Source organism: Geminicoccaceae bacterium, from assembly GCA_020638465.1.
Classification (GTDB): domain Bacteria; phylum Pseudomonadota; class Alphaproteobacteria; order Geminicoccales; family Geminicoccaceae; genus JAGREO01.
Genome location: JACKIM010000001.1, coordinates 995,146 through 1,011,174, shown reverse-complemented (window position 1 = coordinate 1,011,174; position 16,029 = coordinate 995,146). Strand labels below are relative to the sequence as shown.

At 64.8% G+C, this 16,029-nt stretch carries 14 protein-coding genes; 5 read left to right on the top strand and 9 right to left on the bottom strand.

Features of this window, described 5'->3' with window-relative positions; genetic code table 11:
• Positions 1-93 precede the first annotated feature (93 nt).
• On the top strand, positions 94-852 hold the full coding sequence (locus H6851_04785) for a hypothetical protein (protein ID MCB9942919.1): 759 nt from the start codon (positions 94-96) through the stop codon (positions 850-852).
• A 110-nt stretch (positions 853-962) separates the two neighbouring features.
• Here the strand turns inward: H6851_04785 and H6851_04780 are convergent, their stop codons facing one another.
• From H6851_04780 to H6851_04765, 4 genes are all read right to left on the bottom strand, one after another.
• A complete protein-coding gene (locus H6851_04780) occupies positions 963-1,808 on the bottom strand; it encodes a fumarylacetoacetate hydrolase family protein (GenBank protein ID MCB9942918.1) in 846 nt (281 codons plus the stop codon).
• Positions 1,809-1,920: 112 nt separating this feature from the next.
• Entirely contained in the window at positions 1,921-2,772 is an 852-nt protein-coding gene (locus H6851_04775) for an EamA family transporter (GenBank protein ID MCB9942917.1), read from the bottom strand.
• A gap of 72 nt (positions 2,773-2,844) precedes the next feature.
• Entirely contained in the window at positions 2,845-3,036 is a 192-nt protein-coding gene (locus H6851_04770) for a hypothetical protein (GenBank protein ID MCB9942916.1), read from the bottom strand.
• 313 nt (positions 3,037-3,349) lie between these two features.
• Positions 3,350-5,122, bottom strand: a complete 1,773-nt coding sequence (locus H6851_04765; protein ID MCB9942915.1) for a hypothetical protein — start codon at positions 5,120-5,122, stop codon at positions 3,350-3,352.
• 163 nt (positions 5,123-5,285) lie between these two features.
• Here H6851_04765 and H6851_04760 point away from each other — a divergent pair, with 163 nt between their 5' ends.
• From H6851_04760 to H6851_04745, 4 genes are all read left to right on the top strand, one after another.
• Positions 5,286-6,704 (top strand): hypothetical protein, encoded by a 1,419-nt coding sequence (locus H6851_04760; protein MCB9942914.1) that lies wholly within the window; start codon positions 5,286-5,288, stop codon positions 6,702-6,704.
• Positions 6,705-6,805: 101 nt separating this feature from the next.
• Complete coding sequence (locus H6851_04755) at positions 6,806-8,656, top strand: glycosyltransferase (GenBank protein ID MCB9942913.1); 1,851 nt, start codon at positions 6,806-6,808, stop codon at positions 8,654-8,656.
• A complete protein-coding gene (locus H6851_04750; protein ID MCB9942912.1) occupies positions 8,653-10,068 on the top strand; it encodes an HlyD family efflux transporter periplasmic adaptor subunit in 1,416 nt (471 codons plus the stop codon). Before H6851_04755 ends, H6851_04750 begins: the two co-directional genes overlap by 4 nt.
• Positions 10,068-11,333: an alginate lyase family protein gene (locus H6851_04745; GenBank protein ID MCB9942911.1), complete on the top strand. Its 1,266-nt coding sequence runs from the start codon at positions 10,068-10,070 to the stop codon at positions 11,331-11,333. The genes H6851_04750 and H6851_04745 overlap by 1 nt, the downstream gene beginning before the upstream one ends.
• Before the next feature lie 42 nt (positions 11,334-11,375).
• On the opposite strand, the gene hslU is transcribed toward H6851_04745, so the two are convergent.
• The 5 genes from hslU to modB all read right to left on the bottom strand — a co-directional run bounded on the left by hslU (position 11,376) and on the right by modB (position 16,014).
• Positions 11,376-12,683 carry an ATP-dependent protease ATPase subunit HslU gene (gene hslU, locus H6851_04740; GenBank protein MCB9942910.1) on the bottom strand — a complete coding sequence of 436 codons (1,308 nt, stop codon included), beginning with the start codon at positions 12,681-12,683 and terminating at the stop codon, positions 11,376-11,378.
• Complete coding sequence (gene hslV, locus H6851_04735) at positions 12,680-13,237, bottom strand: ATP-dependent protease subunit HslV (protein MCB9942909.1); 558 nt, start codon at positions 13,235-13,237, stop codon at positions 12,680-12,682. Before hslV ends, hslU begins: the two co-directional genes overlap by 4 nt.
• 275 nt (positions 13,238-13,512) lie before the next feature.
• On the bottom strand, positions 13,513-13,743 hold the full coding sequence (locus H6851_04730) for a hypothetical protein (GenBank protein ID MCB9942908.1): 231 nt from the start codon (positions 13,741-13,743) through the stop codon (positions 13,513-13,515).
• A gap of 446 nt (positions 13,744-14,189) precedes the next feature.
• Positions 14,190-15,353 carry an ABC transporter ATP-binding protein gene (locus H6851_04725; GenBank protein MCB9942907.1) on the bottom strand — a complete coding sequence of 388 codons (1,164 nt, stop codon included), beginning with the start codon at positions 15,351-15,353 and terminating at the stop codon, positions 14,190-14,192.
• Positions 15,346-16,014: a molybdate ABC transporter permease subunit gene (modB, locus tag H6851_04720; GenBank protein ID MCB9942906.1), complete on the bottom strand. Its 669-nt coding sequence runs from the start codon at positions 16,012-16,014 to the stop codon at positions 15,346-15,348. The genes H6851_04725 and modB overlap by 8 nt, the downstream gene beginning before the upstream one ends.
• Positions 16,015-16,029: the final 15 nt, after the last annotated feature.

Sequence of the window (16,029 nt, the reverse complement as noted above, 5' to 3'; positions counted from 1 at the left end):
CTTCCGGCACGGCGGGTTGCGTTGCATGCAGATATTAATATTAGGAATAATAACCTTGACATTGTGATGCGGTCCATGGCATGAGTCGTTCCCATGAACGTGATTTCCACCACCATGGCCGGTCGCGGCACCGACCGCCTTCTTGCTTCCCGGGTTTCCCGGTGGAAGGCGGTGCGGCTGTTGAAAACCTGCTGGTTTCTGCTGGTGGGCCGCAAGGACGAACTGTGCAGCGGCAGGTCTCGTCTGAGTGGTGATGACGTGGACCGGCTGGGGCATGTCCCGCGGGTTGCAGCCTTGCTGGCTGCCCTCGGAACGGTGCCCGGTCGCAACCGTGCCGGTCTTCGATCGCTGGTCGTTCCCCATGCACGGCAATGGCTCGAAAGCTGGAACGGGCGGCTTTCGGGTCCGTCGTCGGCGGGAATGGAGGCGGAACGCGCCTGGCATGCCTGGGCGTGCCGTCAGGGTCCCGACCATCCCTTCACGGACCTCGTGAAATCCGCGTTGAGGCGGATCGATGCGCGGCCGCGCAAGGCGGGCAGCGGGACGTCGGACCTGCCGGAGAGCGAGCGGCTTCGTCGCCAGCGTCGACGGGCGCTTGCCGCCTACTACGACGCACAGGACCCGCAGCGTTATGTCAAGGCGCTGCGCCGTCGGGGCCGTTTGCGGCTGGTGCGCGACCTGGCGGTCTTCCTCGTCGAACGCCTGACCGCCGCGGCTGCGGAACGGCCCCCGCCGGAGCTACAGCCGCCGCAGGGCGCGACATCCGAAACCTGGCCCTCCTCGGCGGCATCCGGCGATGCCGGTGATGGGGCGGGGTGGGAGATGTCCCCGGAGCACCGAAAACCGGAATGAATCCGGTTTCCGGCGCCGGGAACCTCGCCCGATTTCTCCCCATATGGGGATAGTCATCATCAATAGAATAACCGGAGCGTTTCAGGACGTTCCGGTTGCAGTCGGTGTCCTCAGGCCTGGACGGTCTTCTGCTGCTGTTCGCCGAGGCCCTCGATCCACAGGCGCATGGTCTGGCCGGGATGGAGGAAGACCGGCTGGGGCTTCATGCCCATGCCGACGCCCGGAGGCGTTCCGGTTGAGATGACATCGCCGGGTTGCAGCGACATGAACCGCGACAGGTAGCTCACGCAGTGCGCGACGCCGTAGATCATGGTTTCGGTGCTGCCGTTCTGCATGACCTTGCCATCGACCTCAAGGCCCATGGCGAGCTTCTGCGGATCGGGGATCTCGTCGCGCGTGACGAGCCAGGGACCCAGCGGGCCGAAGGTGTCATGGCTCTTGCCCTTGGTCCACTGACCGTGGCGCTCGATCTGGAAATAGCGCTCGGAGACATCGTTGATGACGCAGTAGCCGGCGACATGGTCGAGGGCGTCGGCCTCGTCGACATATTTGGCTTCCTTGCCGATGACCACGCCGAGCTCGACCTCCCAGTCGGTCTTGGGCGAGTTGCGCGGGATCTCGACATCGTCATTGGGGCCGCAGATGGCGCTGGTGGCCTTCATGAAGATGATGGGCTCGGGCGGCACGGGCGAACCGGTCTCGGCGGCGTGGTCGGAATAGTTGAGGCCGATGCAGATGAACTTGCCGACATTGGCGACGCAGGGGCCGAGGCGGGGATTGCCGGAGACCGCCGGCAGCGACGAGACGTCGATCTTCGCCAGTTTCGCCAGTCCGTCGGGGGTGATGGCCGCACCGCCGATGTCGGCGACGTGACCGGAAAGATCGCGGATCCTGCCGTCGGAATCGAGGATGCCCGGTTTTTCCTGGCCCTTGGGGCCGAATCGAAGCAGCTTCATGATGTGGTTCCTCCCGATGAGAACATTCCGGCCTGAGATATCCGTCGCCGTGGGAATGATCAATGCCTCATGGGCGGCGACTCCGCATCATGGAAAAGAAGCGGCGGGGTTCCTATCCCGACAGGTGCAGCAGGGCGACGCCGCCGGCGACGATGACGGCCGAGGCGATCCGCTTGCGGCCGAAGGGTTCGCCCAGCATCATGGTGCCGATCATCGCGGCGATCAGGACGCTGGTCTCGCGCAGGGCGGAGACATGGGCCAGCGGCATCTGCGTCATGGCCCAGATGACGAGACCGTAGGCCGTCGTCGAGAGGATGCCGCCGATGAATGCCGGAACGAAGGCCCGGCGCAGGCTGGCCGCCAGGTTGGCGCGGCGGAACCACAGGACGGCGAGGATGAACGGCCACCCCTCCAGCGCGAACAGCCAGACGATGTAGTCCAGTACGTCGCTGGTGAGCCGCCCGCCCATGCCGTCGCAGATCGTGTAGCCGCCGATCATCGTTCCGGTAGCCAGGGCATAGAGCAGCGGGACGGGACCGGTGCCCCGGCCCGTGGAGGCGAGCATCCAGATGCCGATGCAGATGGCGAGAAAGGCGATGGTGCCCGTGGTCGACAGCCATTCGCCCTGGAAGACGATGGCGCCGACGGCGACCAGCGGCGGGGCGATGCCGCGGGCGATCGGGTAGAGGTGGCTGAGGTCGCCGACGCGATAGCCCGACGCGAGGAAGGTGTAATAGGCGACGTGGGTGACGATCGAGCCGATCAGCCACGGCCAGGCGGCGGCATCGGGAGGGTTGGCGAAGAACAGCAGCGGCAGCACCATGGCAACATGGGCGAAGCTGACGATGGCCATGCGGATGAACGGATCGCCGCCGGTCTTGACCAGCGCGTTCCAGGTGGCGTGCATGAAGGCAGCCCCCAGCACCACGAAGACGACGAGCGTGTCGGGACTGTTCTGCAGCATGATGCCGGTTGTCGCAGAACTGTCACATCTTGCAAGAGCGCAGGTCGGTCGTGGCCGGGATTTGCCGCCCGGTCAGGTGGGCCCGACCTCGAAGGCGTCGCGCCAGCTGCTGGTGTCGACGCGGAAGATCCGCGCTCCGGGCCTTTCGGCCACGAGGTCGCGGGCGTGACGCAGGTTGCGGACGAGGACCTCGCCGCTGGAATGAAGGATCCGGTACAGCGGCCGCTTGCTGGCTGTCGTGGGTTTTCCGGAGGTGCTGGCCATTGGTGGTCTCCCTCTCTGGCAAGCGTTGGGCGTTTCGGTGTCGGGAAGGATGGCCCAACCGGCGACGATGCCGCAGTGACAACGATCACGGGATGCACGGGGGTAAGGTGGATAAGTCATCATCCCTACAACCGGCACGGGCATTCGCATGGTGTGGATCGGCATGGCAAAAAAATCGGGCCGCCTGGAGAGCGGCCCGAAAACGGTGTTCAGGGAGGTTGGGAAGAAGGCGTCCTGCCTTCCGTGTCCATGCATACCGCCGGATGCCCGTGACGGTCTGTGATCGCCATCACCGGTGATGGATGCCCGGCGGTCACAGGGTCTTGAGATATTCGATCAGTGCGCGGCGATCGTCCTCGCTGAAGCTGTAATTGCCGTAGGTGTCGTGCCCGGCGTTGGAATTGCCGGGAAGAGAGGTGTCGAGCAGGGTGGTGCCCGGAGCGGGCGACGGATCGAAGCCGACCTTCGCCGGATCGAAGTCCATGGAACCGATGTGGAACACCTTCATTCTCGCCGGCGCCGGCAGCAGCAGCTCGTGGAGGCTGGCCACCGAGCCGTTGTGCAGATAGGGGGCCGTGGCCCAGATGCCGTCGAGCGGCCGCGCCTTGTAGCGCATCATGGGCGAGTCGATGCCGCAATCGCCCGGTTCGGCCCGCTGGCCGATCACCTCGGCATCCAGGCGGCCGGCAAGCACATCGAGATCGTCGAACAGCGGTCCGTCGCCCGCGTCGCGCTCGTCCAGCCGGTCAAGGCCCGCCGCCAGTGCTGCCGCGTCGCGTTCATCCGGCCGGAACAGGCTGGCCGCGGACTCCATCGAGCCATAGGTCAGCGGCGAGAGCAGCGCACCCTCGACGATCCGGTCCGCCAGCGCCGGGATGGCCATCTCCGGCGGAAAGGGGAACGCGGTGCCGGCGAGCACGAAACCCTGCAACGGTCCGGTGTCGAAGCGGCCGGCACAGGCCGAGCGGGCCCGGACGGGATCGGTGCCGACCCCACCTCCGGCCGAGGTCGCCACGGGTTCGAGGACCGTCCCGATCACCGCCGGCAGCGGGCCATGCGGCACGATCGCGTGACAACTGACACAATGCTTCATGTAGAGTGTTTCGCCCTTCTCGGCAGCGCTCCAGTCGATGGCACCGAGAAGATCCTCGCGCCATTGCGGCGACCACAGCCTTTCCAGCGGTCTTTCCAGCCGCAGCATGTTGAACCGGCGCAGCGTGGACGGGAAATAGGGCCGGTCGGTCGATACCGCCACCTTGCCCATGAACGCCATCGCCTCGCCGCTGTTGCGTGCCAGCCGTGCCAGCGGGGTCCCGGTGGGCGCCTCGCCGGTCCACTGGCCATGCGACTGCGCCGAGGTTCCCCACAGGTGCGGGAAGTTCACGGGTGCCGATGCGGGGGGAGCGCCCGCCGGCGTCATTCCCTCGCGCCGGAATTCGGTGACGAGCCTGGCCTGCCCGTCGGCGCGGCCGTGGCCCCAGACGAGTTCGCGCTCTCCCCGGGCGACCCGTTGCCGCCAGCGTTGCGCGAAGGCACTGGCCTGCCGGAACAGCCTGTCGGCGGCTTCCGGTGTCGCCTCTTCGCCGCCCCGGCGCAGGGCGATATCGGAAAAGCGCGCGAACTTCGCGCCGAAACGGCTGTCGACGGTGGCATCCAGTGCGTCGGCGAGGTCGACGAGAAAGCCCTGGATATCGGCCTGCGCGGGGGCGCCGTCGACGCGGATCGCCCTTCCATCGTACCGGATTTCTCCGGTATGGCAGGCCGCACAGCCGAATCCCACCCATACGCCAAGCCGGTCGCGGTCGATGGTGAAGCCGAGCGGCAATTTGTCGGGATTTCCGTCATAGGCCAGAAAACCGTAGCGCCGGAGGCTGTCGCCGATGAAGCTCTCGTCGCTGTCGGCCCGCTCAAGCGCCCAGAACCACGCCTGCGGCATGATCTGCGAGCCGATGCTGGTGGTGTAGAAGGCGGTCCGGTCGGCATCGGACCAGTTCTGCCCGAGATGGGTCACCTGCTGGGCTGCGACCTTGCCGGCGCCGATCATCATCAGCACGGCGGCCGTCCAGCGCAGGCTCTTCGACATCATGAAAGCGATCCTTCGGCGGGAGTTTTCGGCCAACGTAACCGGAGATGCCAAAGTTGCAATTCCAAATCCATTTGAGGTTGATCGCCAGGACCGTCATGCCGACGCCGATCCGCCATGGCCGCCGGGGTCATGAAACTGTTTGCAGTCCATCCGCGAAAGCGGCATGTCTCACGTCGTGACAGACAACTCCCCGAACCTGCCCCGATGGAGCTGGCTCAGCGTCGCCATCGCGGCGCTGCTTGCCTTCGAACTCGCCCATATCTTCATCGGCCATGCGACCCTGCGCTATCTCGCCTGGACGTCCGGCCTCGCATTCGTCGTGTTCGCCATGCCGCGCACCGGCCTGCGCGAACGCGCGCTGGTGGGCATCTGTGCCGCGATGGCTGTCTGGCTGGTCCTTCGCCATCAGGGCGAGGTACTGGCGCGCGCGGTTGACCAGGCGGTGTTCCTGGCCTCCTTTATCCAGATCCTGGGGCTGCTGCGCGAGGCGGCGATCACCTCGCAGGCCATCCGCGCCTGCGGTCTTCACCTGACCCGGCAACCGCCGCAACGGCGCTACCTCGCCATTCATGCCGGCAGTCACCTGTTCGGGATGATCCTGAATTTCGGCGCCATCAGCCTGCTGGCACCGCTGATCCAGGAAGGCGTGAAGGCCAGCGACGGAGACGAACGGGTCAAGGCGATCCGAGAGCGGCGCCAGTTGTCGGCGATGATCCGCGGATTCTCGTGGATTGTCGTCTGGGCACCCTCGTCCGTCACGCAGGCGCTGCTGATCTCGCTGTTTCCCGGCGCGGACCATGTGCGCGCGGTCACGCTGGGTGTCGTCACCGCCGCGGTGATGATGGTGCTGGGCTGGCTTGAGGACCGCTTCCGCTATCGCCGGACCGCCCCGCGCCCTCCCGTTGCGGTTTCAGCACTCGCGCCCCGCACCCTCCACCACCTGGCCGGCATTGTTGCAATGCTTTTGGCACTGGTCTTCATAATCCGATTATCAAGCAATGTGGGAATTGTCCCTTCATTGATGCTCGCCGCACCGATTGCATTGTCGATCTGGGTCTTCGTCCAGAACGGGGCGCTCGGCCCGGCCCGCGGCCTGCTGGCGGTCGGGCAGCGCTGGCGGCACGTCGTCCTGGTGGGGCTGCCGGCGGGCGTGCGCGAAGGCGTGATGCTCGGCGCCTCGGGCTTCATCGGCGTGGTCGCAGGAGCCCTGACGCCGGCCGACGAGATCGCCGCCCTGCTGGGCCGCAACCAGATCGACCCGGCGCTGTTCCTCATGGCGCTGCCGATCCTGATCATCCTGGCGGGGCAGATAGCACTCAGTCCGGTGATGATGGTGGTCTTTCTCGGATCGGTGATCAGTGCGTTCCCGACGCCGCCTGCCGATCACGCGCTGGTCGCCTTCGCGCTGGCCAGCGGCTGGGGGCTGACCATGACGGCGGCACCCAACGCGACCGGATCGCTGATGCTCTCCCGCATCACCGGCATCCCGTCCACCGTCCTCACCTGGCGCTGGAACGGGCCTTTCACCCTGCTGGCCCTGGGCTGGCTGGCCATCGTCTTCGTGGTCCTCACCCGCTCTTAACCGACCGTCAACATCCGGGATCTATAACCAGTTCGGGAATGTTCCTGCGATGGGGCCGAATCGCCGGCAATCGCTGTTCTCGAACCCGGCGGGCGGACCAGGTGAAACTTTCCAGGACCTTCGATCTGAAGCCGGTATTCGCCGGCAGGCGACTGAGCATCGCCGTCGCGGCGGCCTATGCCATCCTGTTCGCGATTGTCGCGCTGAACCTTCCGCGCGTCGTCGATGGCGCGGGAACGCAGGGTTTCATCGTCACCATCGGCCTGCTGTCGATCTGGCGCTATGGCTGGTGGGGCGTCCATGTCGTCCGGTCGACGATCTTCCTCAACCATACCTTCCCCAGATTGAGAAAAGACGCGGATCGGGTGGAGCAGGCCGCGCGTGCGCCTGAAATCTACGTGCTGATCACGTCCTATCGCGTGGAAGCCGCGACCAGCTTCAAGGTCTACAGCGGTCTTGTCACCGCGCTGATGCGCTATGGGGCACCGGCCCGGATCATCGCCTCGATCACCGACCAGAGCGATGTCGACATGTTGCAGCATGTGCTGGACATGCATGGCCACCCCGGCAATATCGAGATCCGGTTCATGTTCCAGCAGGGGGACGGCAAGCGCAGTGCGATGGGCGAGGCCGCGCGGGCGATCGCCCGCGACCTGCCATCCCCGGATTCGCTGGTGATATTCATGGATGGCGACATCTTCCTGCCGCCGGATGCCCTCGAACGAAGCCTTTCCTTCTTCGTCGCCAATCCCCGGCTCGGAGCGATCACCACCGACAATCGCGGCTTCGTCAAGGGCAATGGCTGGACACGCGAATGGTACGACCTGCGCTATGCCCAGCGGCATCTGGTGATGAGCTCGATGGCGCTGTCGAGGCGGCTTCTGGTGCTGACCGGGCGCTTCAGCGTGTTTCGCGGGTCGATCGTCGGCGACCGCGACTTCATCCGCCATGTGGAGCGCGACTGCATCGACCACTGGCGTTTCGGCCGCTTCCGCTTCCTTTCCGGCGACGACAAGAGCACGTGGTTCTGGTTGCTGCGACAGGGCTGGGAGATGCTCTACGTGCCCGATGTCGTGGCCTATGGCTTCGAGGAGCTGCCGGACCGCCATCGGTTCTTCGCGAGCAGCATCGGCCTGATGCGCCGCTGGTACGGCAACATGCTGCGCAACAACGGCCGGGCGATAGCACTCGGGCCGCGGAAGATGGGCCTGTTCACCTGGTGGTCGCTGGTCGACCAGCGCATCTCGATGTGGACCTCGCTCACGGGGCCGATCGTTGCCATCATGCTGACGGTCGCCCACAGCCGGCCATTCCTGCTGGGGTATCTTTGCTGGATCATGATGACACGGGTGTTCGCCTCGGTGCTGCTGGGCTTGCAGCGTCACCGGTTTTCGCCGCTCTGGCCCGTGCTGCTCTACTACAACCAGATCGTCGGGGCACTGGTGAAGACCTGGGTGACGTTTCGCGTCAACCAGCAGAAGTGGACGCGGCAGAACATCGTTGCCGGCGAGCCCGCCGATCCCCTGAAGCGCTTTCGCCAGCGGCTGATCGGCCACGGGATGCATGTCACCCAGTTCACCGGATATGTCTATGCGCTGGCGCTCATGACCGGCGTGCTGACCATTCCGGATACCGCCATGTTCACCCTCGTAAGCGGTCGCGTGGAAGTGGCCGCTTCCGACGACTACTGGCTGCGGGCGGCGATTGCCCGTGCCGCCAGCCGTCCGCAGCTGCAACTGCCGCCCGGCCGTTTCGTGCTGCAATCGACCGAGCCCATCGACCTTGGCGTGACGGTCCTGCGTGGCGCGGGTGCCGACCGGACGAATCTGGTCCTTGCGGGGCGGCTGACGTGTGAACATGCCGAACCCTGCATCGAAGATGCACATGTCGAATATTCCGAACCGGCCGCATTGGCCCGACCTGTACGAAATTCGGGGGAGATATCCCGATGAAGCGAGAAATTCCGGCAGAATACCTGCTCCCTCCGCGGCAATCCGTTCCGCAGAAGCAACGGTCCCCGATTTCGAGAATTGTGCCCGAGCAGCGAGGCGAACGGCAGTTCGTCCGGGTGCCCATGCCCTTTGTCGTCGAACACGACGGCCGGACAATCAGCGGCCGCGACCTGTCCCTCGATGGTTTCGCCATCGTCGAACCGCTGGTCGCGGCCGTAACGGGCGAGACCCTCGATTGCCGGCTGCGGCTGATGTTCAAGGGCTATGAACTGACCTTCAACGTCGAGTGCCATGTCGTCTCCGGGGGACAGGACGGCAAGCCGCAGACCTTCCAGATCACCTCGATGGACGAGGCCCAGCGGGAGGTTCTGCGCAAGACCATCCGCGCCTTCCTTTCGGGACAGCTGATCACCTTCGAAGGATTGCTTCTTCCCTCCGACGCGCAGACCGAGCGGCAAAGGCGCCAGCGCGTCGAGGACCTGGAGGAAGAGGAGGAACAACGGGACGAGGCCGTGCCGTGGAAACGCCATGCGCGCTATGCGGCCATCGGTCTTGGCGCGTTGGTGATGTTCTCCTTCCTGGTCACGTCGCTCTTCCAGCGCCTTGCCGTCACCGAGTCTCGGTTCGCGGCACTGACCGCTCCGCGCATCGACATCCGCGCCCCGTCCGAAGGGCGCCTGGCCGCGCACGACCTTACGGTAGGCACGATGGTCCAGCCCGACCAGCGGCTGTCCGAGGTCATCGACGCCACCCTGCAGGCCGATGTCGCCCTGGCCGCCGCCGAATACCGGCGCATGGGCATGACGGTGGCCGCTGCCAGCACCGATGGCGCAGGGCCGGTCGACCGGGTCATCGCTTCGCCGCGAGGCGCTGGTGGCGTCTCGCTGGCACAGCTGCGTGCGCCCGAGCCGGTCGAGCTGGCCTCGACGGTGCCGACGGCCAGCCATGCCGATCTTGAGGTCAGTCGCATCCGGCTCGCCGCGCTCGAACATCGCCAGCAGGCCAACCGGCTGTTCTCACCCTGCGATTGCGAGGTCACCTGGGCCGTGCCGGGAGGCGAATGGGTCGAGAAGGGCGAGCAGATATTCACCCTGATCCGCACCGAGCCGTCCATGATGAGCGTTGTCGCGCTCGTCCACATGTCGGATGTCGCCTCCATCGAACCGCATGACGAAGCCTATCTGCAATTGCCGCAGACCGGCGAGATGGTCGAGGCGCGGGTGCTTTCGGTGCGCCTCGATCCCGACCGCGGGCCGCGCTCCGGCTTCCCCGCATGGGTGGCGCAGGACCAGAGTCTCGCCAGTGTCGAACTGGTACCGTCGAAGCCGCTTCCGGCCGGCCTCGTCGGTGTCCCGATGAAGGTCTATTTCACGTCATGGCCAACGCTCACCCGCATGACCGGTGGCAGCTGATGTCCGGTCCATGTTCGCCCGTCGGCACCTTCCGGCGCGGGCGCCCCATTCGTCGGCTGATCGTGGCGGCGGCGGGCTTCCCGGCTATCGTCCTTTTCGCAATTGCGGCATCGATGTCTTCCGCCAACGCGCTGTCGCTGGAACAGCGGCGGGCCCTCGATCTCAGCGAGTATCGCGTCACCGATCCGGACAGGAGCTACTTCGACGTCGACGCCCGCCGCCGGCTTCTCGCCGAAACCCGCTCGCCGGTGCTGCACGAGGCCATCGAACAGGTCACAAAGGACGCTCCCGGTTGCAAGACTGTCGAGCAAATTCCCATTATCGACTTCAAGTTGCGCATGCCGGCGTACTATTCAAATCACGACGAGTGGCGGGAGGCGATCAAGCCGTTGTTCGCCTATGAAGATGCGATCAGCGCGCTGGCCGCCGCTTCCCTTGCAATCGATGAGTCCTATTACGGCCACTGTCTGATCGAGGTCCTTGCCCGATGGGCCGATGCCGATGCGCTGAGCCAGTTCCACTACAATTCCGACGACCGTCAGGCCTGGTACAACATCGAGGACATGATGTTCACCACCGCCCTGGCCTATTCTGTCGTTCGTGGACGGTTACCAGACGTGGAAAGTCAGGAACGGAAGATCGATGCCTGGCTCAATCGCATCTCCCGCAATCACATCAGTATCGAGGGCGGTAGCCAGAGTTGCTGCAACAACCATTTCTATCGTCGCGCGCTGCATGCCACGATGATCGGAATTCTCACATCCGACGACGACCTGTTCCGCTTCGGCGTGTCGGCCATCTATTCCGCGGTCTCGGAACTCACGGCGGACGGAACCCTGCCGCGTGAATTCCGGCGCGGGAAGCTGGCGGTGCACTACCAGAACTACGCTGTACTCTACCTCGTCTACATCGCCCAACTGATCGAACGGCAGGGATATCCGGCATTCGATCTTGAAATCGGCGGGCACACGCTCGCCGACGCCGTCGACCGGGCGATCTCGATGCAGGTGGCGCCGCAAGAGGTGAAGATCAAGGGCGTGACCGCCCAGGACCTGCACTTCATGGATGATGGGCAATATCTGTCATGGGGGGAAGTGTGGCTGTCGCATTTCGATGATCCGCGCATCGAACGGCGGGTCGCCAGCTTCCGTCCGGTCTTCAACCGCAGTGCTGGCGGTTATGCCACGCTCTATTTCTACAATCCGGGTAGCGATGCAGACGGGGATATCCGGCAGAAGAAGAAGATGGACGGGGAAGGGGACTGAGCGCCATCGGTCGATGGCGGCCAGTCCCGTGATCCGTTCCGATCAGAGGATGAACTTGGAGAGGTCGCCATCCCTGACCAGTTCGCCGACCTGGCGGCGCACGTAGTCGGGGTCGATGATGACGGTTTCCTTCTCGCGGTCGGATGCCGTGAAGCTGATCTCCTCGACGAGTTTTTCCATCACTGTCTGCAATCGCCTCGCGCCGATGTTCTCCACCCGATTGTTGATCTCGTGGGCAAGGCCGGCGATCTCGTCGATTGCCTCGGGCGTGAACTCCAGTGTCAGGCCCTCGGTGGCCAGCAGGGCCACGTACTGGCGCGACAGGCTCGCCTCCGGCTCCTCAAGGATACGCTTGAGGTCGCCGCGGCTGAGCGCGTCCAGCTCGACGCGTATCGGCAGCCGGCCCTGCAGTTCGGGCAGCAGATCGGAGGGCTTGCTCAGGTGAAAGGCACCGGAGGCGATGAACAGCATGTGCTCGGTGCGGACCGAACCGTACTTGGTCGATACGCTCGTTCCCTCGATGAGGGGCAGGAGGTCGCGCTGGACGCCTTCGCGGCTGACATCGCCGCCCTTGGCCTCCCGTCCCGAGATCTTGTCGATCTCGTCGATGAAGACGATGCCGTTCTGCTCGGCGGCCTCGATGCCCTCGCGGCGGATGCGGTCCTCGTCCACGAGCTTGTCGGCCTCCTCGGCCACGAGCACGTCGTAGCTCTCCGAAACCTTCATCTTCTTGCGCGTGGTCCGCTGGCCCAGGGCCTTGCCGAGCATGTCGCCCAGATTGACCATGCCGAGCTGCGCACCGGGCATGCCCGGGATATCGAAGGTCGGCATGCCGCTGCCCTGGCTTTCGACCACGTCGAGCTCGATCACCTTGTCGGCCAGCTGGCCGTCGCGCAGCATCCGGCGGAACTTGTCACGGGTCTCCTTGCCGGCGGAACTTCCGACCAGCGCATCGAGAACCCGTTCCTCGGCCTGCTGCTCGGCCTTGGCATGCACTTCCTTGTGCAGCTGGTCGCGGGTGAGCTTGATGGAGATCTCGACGATATCGCGGACGATGCTCTCGACATCGCGGCCGACATAGCCGACTTCGGTGAACTTGGTCGCCTCGACCTTGAGGAAGGGGGCCTGCGCAAGTTTCGCGAGACGCCGGGCGATCTCGGTCTTGCCGCAGCCGGTGGGGCCGATCATGAGGATGTTCTTGGGCAGGACCTCCTCGCGAAGCGAATCATCGAGCTGCTGCCGCCGCCAGCGGTTGCGCAGGGCGATGGCCACCGCCCGCTTCGCCGCATTCTGTCCGACGATGAAACGGTCGAGCTCGGAGACGATCTCTCTTGGGGTCAGGGCTGTCATGATGCGGTGATCGACTCCAGCACAACATTGCGGTTGGTGTAGACACAGATATCCGCGGCAATGCCCATTGCCTTGCGGGCGATGGCCTCGGCATCCATACCGTCGATATCGATGAGCGCCCTGGCGGCGCTGAGTGCGAAATTGCCGCCCGAACCGATGCCGATCAGTCCGTCCTCGGGCTCCAGCACGTCGCCATTGCCGGTGAGCACGAGCGAGACTTCCCTGTCGACAACGGCCATCATCGCTTCAAGCCGGCGCAGGTAACGGTCGGTACGCCAGTCCTTGGCGAGCTCGACGCAGGCACGCGTGAGCTGGCCCGGATGACGTTCGAGCTTGGCTTCGAGTCGCTCCAGCAACGTGAAGGCATCGGCGGTGCTGCCGGCAAATCCGGCGAGGATCGAACCTCCCGCGAGCGGGCGCACCTTGCGGGCGTTGGCCTTGATGACGGTCTGCGCGAGGCTGACCTGGCCATCGCCTGCAATTACGACCTTGCCGGCCTTGCGCACGGACAGGATCGTCGTGCCATGCCAGCCGGCCTGTCTGGTTTCCTCCATGAATCCCCGCAATCGTCACGGCATGAAAACGATCGTCACGATCGTCGAACTACCGGACTGAAAGTTTCGCTATCCCGGGATAATCGCCCTGGCGATCAGGAATGCTTCCGACAACCCCGCGATGCATGAGGACGGTGAACCGTCCGATCTGGGTCCGGATGTGGGATGCCGCGCGGCACTCTTCAAGGCGGGCGGGCGCGCGGGCCCCCGGATCCACGGCAGGGACAGAAGGAGAACGGGGATCCGGGGGCAGGGCGTAAGGAAATGAAGCCGTCTCAGTCGGCCCGAAGGTTGTCCACTTCATCGGCCAGTTTTCGCAGGGTCTGGATCAGGGCTTCCTCGTCGCGCAACTGGAACGCGGTCGCGACGAGCACGGCCGCGCTGATGATGGCCTCTTCCTGTCCGGTCATGGCGTGGGGCTGCCCTTCGTGGCGCAGATTGTCGTTTGCGAGATCATCGCTTGCCGACGGGTCGAGCTCATTGGCTACGGCATGATGAGTGTTCATGCTGGCTCCTCAATCAATAATGGAAATACAGCCTCGGAAAAAGGCGCCCCCGCAAGCCGGAGCTTGCCGGGGGCGAGTAGGGAGGGAGGCACCGTCTGACTTGACAAGTTAACAGTAGCTTAATGAATTGAATGAGGCAATGACAAAATTAACGAATGGTTGAATATCAAATAAAGGACATAGGTTCTTTGATGGTAAAATACATAAAATTTGATCCATGCCGGAACTCGTCAGCATGGATGATGCAATCTTCTTTAAAGAGGACCAGAGTCCGAAAGTAAGACTAGAATCAACTGTTGCAACACGACATGAAATGCCGATGTATTGTTGCAACAGCCGGTCATGTCGCGTCGATGCGCAGTGTGCAAATTACTGCGATTCTCAAATGCATACAACTATTAGTTGAAAAATAAGATGATGCGACAGAGCGTGTGTCGAAAAGACATTCAACCTGTCCGTTTGGTGGACGGATTCCTGATGTTCGACATCACGGGAGCATCCGGATCCGCCGACCCGTCCGGTGGCATGACGTGCAGGCTTTCGGCCAGCAGGGACACGCGGACATCGGCGCCTGTGCGGAGGCCGTTGCGCCGGGCCGCGTGCGCGCCGATGGTCAGGGCCAGCGGCTGTGCGGTACCGACATCGAGGACGACATGCGCGTCGTCGCCGAGGAAGGTCAGGTTCCGGATGCACGCATCCACCGGATTTTCGCGTTCGCCGAGCGAGGGGCGGTCGCGCCGGTGCAGCAGCACGCTGCTGGGGGGCACCAGCCAGGCCACCGGCGAACCTTCGGGCATTTCGGGTTGTTCCACCAGTTCGAGACGATGGCCATTCCAGGCGATCCGGAGCGCGCCATCCCGCCCGTCGCGGACGAGCCGGCCATCGAAGATGTTGCGGTGACCGAGCAGGCGGGCCACCGTCACATCGAGCGGTCGCCGCACCAGTGCCATCGGCTCGCCCGACTGCAACGACCGGCCACGTTGGATCACGGTCATGCGATCGGCCAGCATCATGGCCTCCTGCAGGTCGTGGGTGACCAGCAGGATCGGTATGGCCAGCGTTTGCCGCAGTTCCGCCAGTTCGCGATAGAGGCGCTGGCGGGTCACCTGGTCGACCGCGCTGAAGGGCTCGTCGAGCAGCAGGATGCGCGGTTCGCGGGCGAGTGCGCGGGCAACGGCCACCCGCTGCTGCTGGCCGCCGGACAGTTCCGATGGCCGTCGGCGGTCCAGCCCGGCGAGGTGAACGCGCTCCAGCAGTTCCCGCGCCCGTTCGAGGCGCTGGCTCCTGCGTCGAAGTCCCGACGCGGCGGCGACATTCTCCAGTGCCGTCATGTGCGGGAACAGGGCGAACGACTGGAACACGAAGCCGACGGAACGCCGGTGCGCCGGCAGGTGGCGGCCGTCGTCGCTGTCCATCCAGGTGTCGCCATGGATCACGATGCGGCCCCGCGCCGGGCGCTGAAGGCCGGCGATCGCGCGCAGGATGGTGGTCTTGCCGCTGCCGGACGGTCCCACCAGCGCATGCAGCTCGCCCGCCGCGATCTTGATGGACAGATCGAGCGGAATCGGTGCCACCTGTTCGAGCCGGACGGTCGCGGCGTTGTCAGACATGTCGGCGGCGGTTGCGGCGCGAAAGCAGGAGGGTGGTCGAGACGGTGAGGATCGAGATCAGCATCAGCGCCGTGGCCATGGTTCCTGCGGCCCGCATGTCGAGGGCCTGGGTGCGGTCGTAGATGGCGATGGCCAGCGTGCGGGTCTCGCCGGGAATGCTGCCGCCGACCATCAGCACGACGCCGAACTCGCCCAGCGTATGGGCGAAGCTCATGATCAGTCCGGTCAGGATGCCGGGCCAGGCCAGAGGCAATTCGACACGCCGGACGGCCTGCAGCGGTGACATGCCGCAGCAGGCGGCCGCTTCGCGCAGATCGCGGGGGATGGCTTCGAACGCGTTTTGTGCCGGCTGGATCGCAAAAGGGAGATTGACGATGACCGAGGCGAGCACGAGGCCGGAAAAGCTGAAGGCGAGGGTACCGCCGGTGAGCGCCTGCCACAGTCGACCGGCAGGGCCGGTGGCGGCAAGACCGGTGAGCAGGTAGAAGCCCAGGACCGTGGGAGGCATGACGAGGGGCAGGAGGATGAGGGCCTCGACCAGCGCGCGGCCCCGGAAGCGCCCGTAGGCGAGCGCCCGGCCACAGAGCAGGCCAACCGGCAACAATATCAGGGTGGTGAGTATCGCCAGTTCAAGCGACAGGACGAGCGCCTGCCAGTCCATCAGGGAAGAGCCGCC

Bases quoted from the DNA above. Each gene is read 5' to 3' on its own strand.
- H6851_04785 (MCB9942919.1), top strand. From the start codon at position 94: ATGAACGTGATTTCCACCACCATGGCCGGTCGCGGCACCGACCGCCTT.
- H6851_04780 (MCB9942918.1), bottom strand. From the start codon at position 1,808: ATGAAGCTGCTTCGATTCGGCCCCAAGGGCCAGGAAAAACCGGGCATC.
- H6851_04775 (MCB9942917.1), bottom strand. From the start codon at position 2,772: ATGCTGCAGAACAGTCCCGACACGCTCGTCGTCTTCGTGGTGCTGGGG.
- H6851_04770 (MCB9942916.1), bottom strand. From the start codon at position 3,036: ATGGCCAGCACCTCCGGAAAACCCACGACAGCCAGCAAGCGGCCGCTG.
- H6851_04765 (MCB9942915.1), bottom strand. From the start codon at position 5,122: ATGATGTCGAAGAGCCTGCGCTGGACGGCCGCCGTGCTGATGATGATC.
- H6851_04760 (MCB9942914.1), top strand. From the start codon at position 5,286: ATGTCTCACGTCGTGACAGACAACTCCCCGAACCTGCCCCGATGGAGC.
- H6851_04750 (MCB9942912.1), top strand. From the start codon at position 8,653: ATGAAGCGAGAAATTCCGGCAGAATACCTGCTCCCTCCGCGGCAATCC.
- H6851_04745 (MCB9942911.1), top strand. From the start codon at position 10,068: ATGTCCGGTCCATGTTCGCCCGTCGGCACCTTCCGGCGCGGGCGCCCC.
- hslU (MCB9942910.1), bottom strand. From the start codon at position 12,683: ATGACAGCCCTGACCCCAAGAGAGATCGTCTCCGAGCTCGACCGTTTC.
- hslV (MCB9942909.1), bottom strand. From the start codon at position 13,237: ATGGAGGAAACCAGACAGGCCGGCTGGCATGGCACGACGATCCTGTCC.
- H6851_04730 (MCB9942908.1), bottom strand. From the start codon at position 13,743: ATGAACACTCATCATGCCGTAGCCAATGAGCTCGACCCGTCGGCAAGC.
- H6851_04725 (MCB9942907.1), bottom strand. From the start codon at position 15,353: ATGTCTGACAACGCCGCGACCGTCCGGCTCGAACAGGTGGCACCGATT.
- modB (MCB9942906.1), bottom strand. From the start codon at position 16,014: ATGGACTGGCAGGCGCTCGTCCTGTCGCTTGAACTGGCGATACTCACC.